Source organism: Paenibacillus selenitireducens, from assembly GCF_002021565.1.
GTDB lineage: Bacteria > Bacillota > Bacilli > Paenibacillales > Paenibacillaceae > Paenibacillus_K > Paenibacillus_K selenitireducens.
Genome location: NZ_MSZX01000016.1, coordinates 90,233 through 100,987, shown reverse-complemented (window position 1 = coordinate 100,987; position 10,755 = coordinate 90,233). Strand labels below are relative to the sequence as shown.

At 44.7% G+C, this 10,755-nt stretch carries 10 protein-coding genes, 1 rRNA gene and 1 other RNA gene; all 12 read right to left on the bottom strand.

Features of this window, described 5'->3' with window-relative positions:
• Window positions 1-195 (bottom strand): 16S ribosomal RNA (locus tag BVG16_RS28480); the annotation flags it as partial.
• A gap of 300 nt (window positions 196-495) precedes the next feature.
• Complete coding sequence (locus BVG16_RS28475; RefSeq protein WP_078502588.1) at window positions 496-759, bottom strand: pro-sigmaK processing inhibitor BofA family protein; 264 nt, start codon at window positions 757-759, stop codon at window positions 496-498.
• Between the two features lie 15 nt (window positions 760-774).
• Window positions 775-1,032 carry a DUF2508 family protein gene (locus BVG16_RS28470; protein WP_078502587.1) on the bottom strand — a complete coding sequence of 86 codons (258 nt, stop codon included), beginning with the start codon at window positions 1,030-1,032 and terminating at the stop codon, window positions 775-777.
• Window positions 1,033-1,182: 150 nt separating this feature from the next.
• The gene (gene recR, locus BVG16_RS28465) at window positions 1,183-1,782 is read right to left on the bottom strand and encodes a recombination mediator RecR (RefSeq protein WP_078502586.1); all 600 of its coding nucleotides are present in this window, start codon (window positions 1,780-1,782) and stop codon (window positions 1,183-1,185) included.
• Window positions 1,782-2,093, bottom strand: coding sequence for a YbaB/EbfC family nucleoid-associated protein (locus tag BVG16_RS28460; RefSeq protein ID WP_078502585.1), 312 nt, complete (start codon window positions 2,091-2,093; stop codon window positions 1,782-1,784). Before BVG16_RS28460 ends, recR begins: the two co-directional genes overlap by 1 nt.
• Before the next feature lie 41 nt (window positions 2,094-2,134).
• Window positions 2,135-3,922, bottom strand: coding sequence for a DNA polymerase III subunit gamma/tau (dnaX, locus tag BVG16_RS28455; protein WP_078502584.1), 1,788 nt, complete (start codon window positions 3,920-3,922; stop codon window positions 2,135-2,137).
• 239 nt (window positions 3,923-4,161) lie between these two features.
• Window positions 4,162-5,649, bottom strand: coding sequence for an ATP-binding protein (locus tag BVG16_RS28450; protein ID WP_078502583.1), 1,488 nt, complete (start codon window positions 5,647-5,649; stop codon window positions 4,162-4,164).
• Window positions 5,650-5,790: 141 nt separating this feature from the next.
• An RNA gene (gene ffs / locus BVG16_RS28445) (signal recognition particle sRNA large type) lies at window positions 5,791-6,058 on the bottom strand.
• A gap of 124 nt (window positions 6,059-6,182) precedes the next feature.
• Window positions 6,183-6,380: a 50S ribosomal protein L31 gene (rpmE, locus tag BVG16_RS28440; RefSeq protein ID WP_078502582.1), complete on the bottom strand. Its 198-nt coding sequence runs from the start codon at window positions 6,378-6,380 to the stop codon at window positions 6,183-6,185.
• 108 nt (window positions 6,381-6,488) lie between these two features.
• Window positions 6,489-7,757, bottom strand: coding sequence for a radical SAM protein (locus BVG16_RS28435; RefSeq protein ID WP_078502581.1), 1,269 nt, complete (start codon window positions 7,755-7,757; stop codon window positions 6,489-6,491).
• Between the two features lie 46 nt (window positions 7,758-7,803).
• Window positions 7,804-9,144 carry a transcription termination factor Rho gene (rho, locus tag BVG16_RS28430; RefSeq protein ID WP_078502580.1) on the bottom strand — a complete coding sequence of 447 codons (1,341 nt, stop codon included), beginning with the start codon at window positions 9,142-9,144 and terminating at the stop codon, window positions 7,804-7,806.
• A gap of 113 nt (window positions 9,145-9,257) precedes the next feature.
• The gene (locus BVG16_RS28425; protein ID WP_078502579.1) at window positions 9,258-10,523 is read right to left on the bottom strand and encodes a UDP-N-acetylglucosamine 1-carboxyvinyltransferase; all 1,266 of its coding nucleotides are present in this window, start codon (window positions 10,521-10,523) and stop codon (window positions 9,258-9,260) included.
• Window positions 10,524-10,755: the final 232 nt, after the last annotated feature.

Genomic DNA, 10,755 nt, shown 5'->3' with positions numbered 1-10,755 from the left:
CGATCATGCGATCAAATCGTGTATCCGGTCTTAGCTACCGTTTCCGGTAGTTATCCCAGTCTTACAGGCAGGTTGCCTACGTGTTACTCACCCGTCCGCCGCTAAGTTATCCCCGAAGGAATAACTCCGCTCGACTTGCATGTATTAGGCACGCCGCCAGCGTTCGTCCTGAGCCAGGATCAAACTCTCCATTAAAGTGTTTGACTTGCTCATTTTGAAACTGACAAGAACATAAATGTTCTTTATTTAATGCTTTAATTCACTCGTTGTTCAGTTTTCAAAGATCAATTCTCGTGAAAGTTTTCTATCGAAAACCCTCATCTTTTGTCGTCGTTTGTCTCAGCGGCGACTTTTATAATATACCACATTGCCGTTCATTTAGTCAAGCACTTTTTTTGAAGTTTTTTGTCGTGCTCGTAAGCACTTCTTCATTCAGGCACTTCAATCAGAAGCGGCGAGAATTAATTTATCATAGAATCAAGGCGGTTGTCAACACTAAATCAAAGTTAATTTTAAACACACCATTAATACGACACCTGGAACCCCTAATAATACTGCTGTAGCCATCGTTGTCGGATTGAGCGGAATATGTAATCCTGAGAAAAATCCACTGTAATTTATCGCATAAATGGCAACCGCGGCAACGATAACTTGTACCGAAAAAACACGCAGCCATCTCCAAGTTAACCGATACTTCAGCACCGTGTACAGCAGTAACAATAAAGAAACGGCAAGTATAATCGCTAGAACGATCTTCATTAAGGCTTCCCTCCTCTACGCACTCAATGTGAGAACGCTCAGATTGGTGCGCTTCGCCCGTTTCAACAGCATGTCATACCTCTTCTCCGTCGCTTCTAACATATAGATGGCATAATCAACCTCGTCCGCCTCAACAGCCTCCTGAAATAACGCATGCGCATTCTCCCAATCATTTTTGGCAGCACAAATCTCTCTATACAGCATCATTTTCTCCGATACCACTTGCTCCTGTTGTTCCCGTGTACGACGATTCCACCATTTCCACCAAACCATAGCTATCCCTCCCGCATAGATACGAAGTCATCTCATCACATCTCTGTTCCGAGAACATCGTCTATCCATACATATCAACGGAAGGACAAACTTAGAACCGAAAAACAAAAAAAGCTCTGTAACAGAGCTTTTCTCATCATTCGATAACATTCAATTGATTTCTCTACGACCTTCTAGCGCTTTGGAAAGGGTAACTTCATCCGCATACTCCAAATCTCCGCCCACAGGCAATCCATGAGCGATACGCGTTACGCGTATTCCGAAAGGTTTGACCAGTCGAGATAAATACATCGCTGTCGCCTCCCCTTCGATATTCGGATTCGTCGCAAGAATCATTTCCTGTACACGTTCATCGCTAAGCCGCTTGAGCAACTCAGCTACTTTTATTTCGTCAGGACCGATTCCCTCCATAGGTGAAATCGCCCCATGAAGCACATGATAGTAGCCTTGAAATTCTTTGGTACGCTCCATGGCAACCAAATCACGCGACTCCTGAACGACACAAATCGAAGAGGCATCCCGCGACTTATCCTGACAAATGCGGCAAGGATCCACATCGGTAATATTACAACATACAGAACAATAGTGAAGATTGCGTTTGACATTGACTAAAGCTTTAGCAAAGTCGATCACATCATCTTCCTTCATTCGCAACGTATGAAAAGCAAGCCTTGCAGCCGTCTTCGGACCAATGCCCGGCAGATGCGTAAAGGCATCAATCAGTTTGGCAATCGGTTCGGGATAATACATTAGAACAAGCCTGGGATTTTCATACCGCCAGTGAATTTGCCCATATCATCATTTGCCATGTCTTCTGCTTTCGTCAGCGCATCGTTAACTGCAGTCATTACAAGGTCTTGTAACATTTCGATATCATCTGGATCTACAACTTCAGGCTTAATAATAATGTTCAAAATTTTCTTATGTCCATTTACTTCGACCGTGATCGCGCCGCCACCTGATGTACCTTGGATCACTTTTGTTCCCAATTCTTCTTGAGCTTTAAGCATTTGCTCCTGCATTTTCTTCACTTGTTTCATCATATTGTTCATATTGTTCATTGTGGTAATCCCCTTTGTATTAGTATAGTGGTCTTACTTCGTTATTCATCCTTAATCACGACAAGATCTTCTCCAAACATCTCAATGGCTTGATCAACCCAAGGTTCAGAAGAAGACTTACCTTGCTCAGACAGAGCGCTGTCTCCATCTTCCGGAACCAACTGCAATTCTCCGGCCGTCTCTACTTGATTCGAGACGGTAGCGCTCCAATCCTTCAACATCATCGTAACCAACTTAAGCGGCTTGCCCAGCACCTCATTCATTACACTTTCAATGACTTGACGATTCGCTGGTCTCTCTGTCGTATCGCGGTGGATGGTGTTCTTAAACCCAACCAACACCGCATCATCTGTCGCGGATATCGGCTCGCCATCCATAAACCATGCATGAATGGTAACCTTCTCTTCTTTGACACGCTGCAGCACCCGTCCCCATTGCGAACGAATCTGTACAAATGAAGGACTATCCTTCTCAGTAACATACCGATCCATATGCGGTGGAATTTTGGCAACGATTGACGTACGATTTGAAGAACTTACTCCCCCACGGTTCGAAGCACCTGCTCGTCCGGAAGATGAACCTTCCTTCCCTGAGCCAGCAGCTACACCCGATTGAAGCAAATGTTCTACCCGCTTTTCCAACGCTGTTATTTGTTGTTGAAGTTGTTTGATTTGCCCCGCATCCGCTGACTGATGGGGAGCCAATGCTGCCGATACAGACTGCGCATCTTGGGATGACCCCGTATGATGCATTGTACATATCTTTAACATCGCTACTTCAAATAATGTCTGCGGATTTGTAGCATATTTCATTTCCACTTGATAATGATTCAGCGTATCGATCATACGGAACAGTTGTTCAGCAGCGAAGGGCTCCGCTGTTGCACGGAATGCATCGGGATCCATCACTCGCTCCGTCATTCCTTCGGCATGAGGTACCATCTTAATCATTAACAAATCGCGGAAATAATAAATTAAGTTCTCAACGCATTTATCTGCACTCTTACCATCCTGTATGAATCCTTCAATGGCTGTCATGATATAAGCAACATCATTTCGGCGAATCGCCTCCGCCATCTCAGCGAACTGGTCCGATGGGATTCCACCCGTGATGTCCATGACTTGCTTATACGTAATCCGATCATCCGTGAATGACGCTACCTGATCAAGTAAGCTTAATGCATCACGCATACCACCGTCAGATAGACGAGCAATATACGATAGCGCATCTTCTTCGGCTGAGACTTCCTCACGCTCACAAATCTTCTGCAAATGCTCTACTTGTTCCTGTAGGGAGACACGACGGAAATCAAATCGCTGACAACGCGATAAAATCGTCGCCGGCAAACGATGCGGTTCTGTCGTCGCTAGGATGAACATGACATGCGCTGGAGGTTCCTCCAACGTCTTTAACAGGGCATTAAATGCTTCTGTTGTTAACATGTGAACTTCATCAATAATATAAACTTTGGTGCGCACTTCTGTAGGTGCATATTTAACTTTCTCTCGTAGATCACGGATTTCCTCGACACCACGATTGGAAGCTGCATCAATCTCCACAACATCCATCACGGATCCCGCTGTAATTCGAATACATGCATCACACTCATTACAGGGTTCTATCGCAGGTCCATGCTCGCAGTTAACAGCTTTCGCTAGAATCTTTGCTGTACTGGTCTTCCCCGTTCCTCGAGGTCCACTAAACAAATAAGCATGTGAAAACCGCTGTTCACGCAAAGCGTTTTGCAGTGTCTGAATAATGTGTTTCTGTCCTACCATGTCTTGGAACGACTGCGGTCGCCAAGCACGGTATAACGCTATATGAGCCATCGCAGTTACCTCTTTCAACATGTCGCTTTACATAAGCTATTTTACCACATCCTAAATACAAGTTTCGAATTCTTCGAAACATTCTTGCAGCTTGAACGGATAGAATAACCTATGAACAACAGATGCTTTCGCGCCAGCTTGGATCATACCAAGCCAGCAGATCCATTACCAACGACACGCGTCGGCGCAGGCTGAGTCCATTATACTACAATGAGTAGTTCAAAAAAATAGCCCTCTTCCTAGGAAAGGGCACCTTTTTGAGTCTTTGGTTCCACAAGGCGCGGCAACACCTCGCCATGATAAGGAATCGCGACGGTGAACGTCGTTCCAAATCCCTTGGAGGCAACACGAATTACACCACCGATATCATGGATAATACGCTGACAAATCGAGAGCCCTAGCCCTGTCCCCTCCTGCTTGGTCGTAAAAAAAGGATCGAATATTTTATCAATCATAAAGGAGGGAATGCCAGGACCTGTATCCCGAATCTCAATACAAATACGCTGAGATCTATCTATTTTTACCGAAATCGTCAATGTCCCGCCGTCTACCATCGCTTCAATACCATTTTTACATATGTTCAGAAATACTTGCTTCAATAATTCCCGATCAGCCACAATGTTAGGCCATGCCGACTGTGTGTCTTCAAAGACAACATTCACGTCATGCAGAATCGCTTCATTGCTGATGATCGGAAGCATTTCGTTAATAATCGTATATACATCAATGACGTCAAATGAAACATGCTTCGGTTTACTAAGCAACAGAAACTCACTTACGAGATCATTAATGCGATTCAGCTCTGTCAGCATAATCTCCGTATAACCCTGCTCCTTATCCATCCCCTTATCCTGCAAAGTCTTCCTGAATACTTGAAGAAAACCTTTGATGGAGGTTAGTGGATTTCGGATTTCATGGGCAGTTCCTGCGGCAATTTGTCCGATCATCGCGAGGCGGTCACTACGATTCACTTGCTCTTCAAGAGATCTAAGATTGGATACATCTTTAAAAATAACGTATGCGCCAACAATATCTCCTTCTTCATCACGCAAGACGTTCGAATCCATGAGAAGCTCATAACGCTCTTGATTGTTCATCCAAGACATCGCGTGATTACGAACGATCACCCCGTCTAGAATGGCTCGCTGCACCAACTGATGCTCCAACGGCATCCCCTTGAAAATATCGTGCATCGGCTTGTTCATCACATCTTCACTCTGAATACCCAAGATATTACAGGCCATATCACTAATATCGACAAGGTTGAATTGTCGGTCCATAATAATAACACCCAGATTCACATCGCGAATAAACGTGCCTGAAAATTGCTGCAATAAGCTAAGCTCTCGCATATTACGGGTATGACACATCATAATGGAATACATGGGCGTTCCTTCAACACGAAGGGAGCAGACCGTTGTTTCTGCCTGAATAACGTCTCCCATCTTCGTCTCGATATGAATCTTAAATATTCGATCCTCCTGAAGGCGTTCCTGATACCGTATCATCATCTCTTCCATGGAATAGGACTCCACACAAAAAGCGTGAATAGGTTGACCGAGAACGTCTTCCTGAACAAATCCAAGAACTTTGGTAAAAGCAGTGTTACAACGATGTATGACGCCGTTCAAATCAACAAGGAGTGCAAACATATGAGGGAGTCTTTCTACGTAGTAATTATAGGTTTCCCTAGTAAAGTCAATACCCGGTGTAAAGAACTCATTCATCCCATTCACCCCGTAACTTGATAACTTGATAAAATATATTCGATTTTTAACCTTGATTTTCCTTCTTTTGTAAAAAGCAAAAACAAAAAAACACCATCTGCAACGTATGTTGCCATGGTGTTTCGTTATTTACGGTAAGTACCGTGCACCTGTTTCCGATCATTGCGATCCGAGTGGCACCCTTACAGAACGACTCGGGCCAGGCTACCCTCCGGCACATAGAACATCTTACTTATGGCTGCTCCCTTCCGGACCTGACCAGATTCATAAGCATCCATTGCGGAAGACCCGACCGTCAACGTCGCATGTAAAGACCAAACCTCACATCGACAAGACCTCGAACAGGGATTCAACCTCGCTGTAGCGGATTGCGAGTTACAGGGCACCGCTGCCTCCCCATCTAGCACGGTAAGGCTAAGTATAGCTTATCTCATTGCAAAGCGCAACCTTTGAGAATATTTAGCAATAAAACAAAATAAAAACTCCCTGAACTCGGGTACCGAGCCAGGGAGATTCTCTTAAAAAGTTGCAGATTAGATGCCGTATTTCTTTTTGAATTTATCGACACGACCACCAGCATCCACAAATTTTTGCTTACCTGTAAAGTGCGGGTGACAGTTGGAGCAGATCTCAACGCGAAGGTTTTCCTTCACGGATCCTGTTTCGAACGTATTACCGCATGCGCAAGTAACTGTGGTGATGTGATAGTTCGGTTGAATCGCTTGTTTCATCGAATTCACCTCTTTCCGCCCTGAGCTCTTTGCGAACCCAGAGTTATAATGACACAATAGATGCATTATAGCATGTTGGGTCAGGCACTGCAATATGAAAAAAACGGGTTAGCTAAGGACCTGTTTACGGCGATATTGCACAGGAGGAACATGTGTGTATGAACCAATGACAACATCCGGAAGCTCCGCTTGGAAAATCTCAATCATTTGCTTCATGCCGAGAATTTCCCCTTGCGCCTTAGGGATTAACTCCAAATAACTCTCTGGATCAATGTTCAGATTACGCATTTGAATCAATCTCAAGTTCGTGCGCCGAGCAAATTCAACCATAGCCTCGACTTCTTCTTCCCGATCCGTCACACCTGGGAAAATCAAGTAGTTAATGGATGTGTAGACACCTTGGTCTGAGGCATACTTCAAGGATTTCTCCACGTTCTTCAGCGTATAACCACGCGGTTTGTAGTAAGCATTATAGTGATCATCCAACGCACTAATCGTACTTACACGCATAAGATCCAATCCTGCGTCCACGATGGCGCGAATATGATCCGTTAATCCCGCGTTCGTATTAATATTGATGTAACCCATTTGGGTCTGCTGCCGAACGAGACGCATCGCTTCGACAATAATTTTGGCTTGCGTGGATGGCTCGCCTTCGCATCCTTGCCCAAAACTAATGATGGAGTCTGGTGTAGTTAAATGCGTCAACATCACCTGCGACACTTCTTCTACGGTTGGCTTGAAGTTCATGCGCGTCTGCGGCGCCGGGAAGCCACTATCGTCCGGTTGCTCCGAGATACATCCAAAGCATCCTGCATTACAAGAGAAGGAAACGGGAACTGCTCCCTCCCACCGATTCAAAAATGTGTTCGAAGAAGTCAGGCATTCATAGCCTAGCGCACAATTAGACAGATGCTGATACAACCGATTGTCAGGGAACGCCTTCGTCAATCGATCTACCTGAACTTCTAATTCTTGTCGGTCGCAATTCATCGGATTCCATTGTTCAGGATCATCTGTTTTGTGTGCCGTAACGAAGAAGGCGCCCTCTTTCCACACCACAGCGGAATAACCGAATAACGGCAGCTTCTCTTCTTTGTTCGTCTTCACATAACTCGGAATACATAAACGCGTAAAACCTTGCGGCAACAATGCCCCTACCGCATGTACGTTATTCCGCATTGCAACCATCTCGCCCGTATCCGGATTCAGACCAATAGGTCTAGTGAATGGCAAGCTTACAAGTGTAGCTCCATCCGGCAGAGGAATAAGTTCATCCTCAAGTATTTCGACAACCATATCGCCACTCCGTGCAAGAGCCAGCAACTCTGGATGATCATAAACATTGCCTTGCTCATCTGCGTACACCAAATACATCGTGCTGCACTCCTATCTCATTCAAACAATTCAAACGACACCTTGATTATCTTCCGCTACTAACCTGAGACGTTGTCGACGAGTTGGATGCTGTGGAAGCTGTCCGAGCTGTTCGACGTGCAGGTGATGAACTGTTACTTGTCTGATTCAAGTCCAATGTAGCGAAGAATTCTTCGTTCGTTTTTGTTTTACCAATTTTCTTCAAGAAATTATCTACAAATTCCATGGATTCATTCATATTTTTACGAATCGCCCATACTTTATCCAAGGCATCTTTGGTCATGAGCATTTCCTCACGGCGTGTACCTGAACGTCGAATATCGATGGCAGGGAAAATCCGTCTTTCCGCCAATTTGCGATCCAAATGAAGCTCCATATTCCCTGTACTTTTAAATTCTTCATAAATGATATCATCCATACGCGAACCCGTCTCCACAAGAGCTGTAGCAATAATGGTCAAGCTTCCGCCTTCTTCCACATTACGAGCTGACCCGAAGAAACGCTTCGGACGGTGGAATGCCGCTGGATCAATACCCCCGCTCAATGTACGACCGGATGGTGGTACCACCAAGTTGTAGGCACGAGCAAGACGCGTAATACTATCCATCAAAATAACCACATTTTTCTTATGCTCAACAAGACGCAAAGCACGCTCTAGGACAAGTTCTGATACTTTAATATGATTTTCAGGAAGCTCATCAAATGTTGAAGCGACCACTTCGCCTTTCACCGAACGCTGCATATCCGTAACTTCTTCTGGACGTTCATCAATTAATAGAACAAACAGTTCAATTTCGGGATAATTGGTTGATATACTATTGGCAATTTCTTTGAGAAGAAGGGTTTTACCTACTTTAGGGGGAGCTACGATTAAACCGCGCTGTCCAAGTCCTACAGGTGCCAAGATATCCATGATTCTGGTCGAAAGATGCGTTGGGGAGGATTCAAGAACTACCTTTTCTTGCGGATAAAGAGGGGTTAACGCTGGAAAATGGAGTCGTTCTGCCGCGGTGTCCGGGTTCTCGCCATTGACTGCATTGACTTGCAACAATCCGAAATATCGCTCATTTTCTTTTGGAGGCCTGCATTTCCCCGAGACTAAATCACCCGTTCGCAAGTCGAACTTGCGGATCTGCGAAGCTGAAATGTATATATCTTCTGCACTCGGCAAATAGTTAATAGGACGAAGAAACCCAAAGCCTTCCGGCAAAATTTCAAGCACGCCTTGCATGAACATAAGTCCACCCTTTTCGGCTTGTGCTCGAAGGATTGCAAAAATAAGCTCTTTCTTCTTCATCTGACCATAATAAGCAATTTGGTATTGCTTCGCTAATTTGTATAATTCGGTTAGCTTCATTTCTTCTAAATCAGCAATTTGAAGATCCATTCATTCAACCACCTATTCCAAATATAAATCTAAAAAATATGGGTGGACCCAAGAAGGGTCCTTAATAGATTCTAAAATAACTATTCGACCAGTATGCCCGAAAAGATAGCCGTTTATTCAGCTGCTACAAGCGTCTCGCGCCATACGTCTGCGCCTAGATCCCGTAGATTCTGTACGAGATTATCATAGCCGCGGTCAATATATTCCACACCCGTAATTTCCGTAATTCCATCGTCAACTGTTAATGCAGCAATCACAAGGGAAGCACCAGCGCGTAAATCCGTTGCTTTTACTTTGGCCGCATTTAACTTCGTTCCTTCAATAATCGCCGAGCGCCCCTCAACACGAATCTTCGCACCCATACGAAGCAATTCAGGAACGTTCTTGAAACGATTGCTATACACATAGTCTGACATAATGCTTACGCCTTTAGCCTGTGTAAGCAAGGTGGTCATCGGAGATTGTAGATCTGTTGCAAATCCAGGATAGACCAGCGCCTTCACATCTACACTCGTGTACTCCGGTTGACCTATGACTCGGATAGACTCATCCATCTCCTCAATCTGAACGCCCATCTCCTGCAATTTCGCAGTCAATGCCTCCAAATGTTTTGGGATCACATTATCAATCAGCACGTCTCCACGCGTTGCTGCTGCAATAATCATATACGTTCCGGCTTGAATGCGGTCTGGAATGATCGAATGACGGCATCCTCGCATACGGTCGACACCTTCAATTCGAATGGTTTCTGTCCCCGCGCCTTTTATTTTAGCGCCCATGGCGTTAAGTAACGTTGCTACATCTATAATTTCAGGCTCTTTGGCCGCATTTTCAATAATAGTTGAGCCCTTAGCCCGTGAGGCTGCAAGCATAATATTAATGGTTGCTCCAACGCTAGCGACATCCAAATAAATTTTCGCTCCGCGAAGTTCTTTGGCATAAATATGAATCGAACCATGATCATTGGTTACCGTAGCACCCAATGCTTCAAAACCTTTAATATGCTGATCAATCGGGCGGGGTTCGAAGTTACATCCTCCCGGCATACCGATTGTCGCTTCACCAAAACGTCCTAACATTGCACCCATTAAATAATAAGAAGCTCTTAATTTCTTAACGGGTCCATTCGGCATCGGAATGGATTTCAACTGCGATGGGTCTACACGAATCTGACTTCCCGCCAGCGTAACCGTTGCACCCAGTCCTTCTAGAATTTCCGCATACGTCGCTACGTCGCTAATTAATGGTAAATTATCAAGTACTACTTCGGTCTCGGCTAAGATGGCCGCTGGAATGAGTGCCACAGCGCTGTTCTTCGCACCGCTTATTTGCACCGTACCACGCAGCGGACGGCCACCGCAAATCATTAACTTTTCCATAGAGTTAGAAAGTCCTCCTATGTATGCAGTTAAGTAATAGACAACTAAATAATAGCTTATATAAAGGGAAAGACACCGACGAGGCGGTGCTTTCCCAAGTTATCTATTTCAATGCATATTTCAATACGTGAAAACCTAGAACAGAGCTAGAAAACTTAAGCTTTGTCGTCGGATCCGAATTATTTGTTTTCAATTACTTTCATTACCCGAGTATTATACCACAACATCGGAA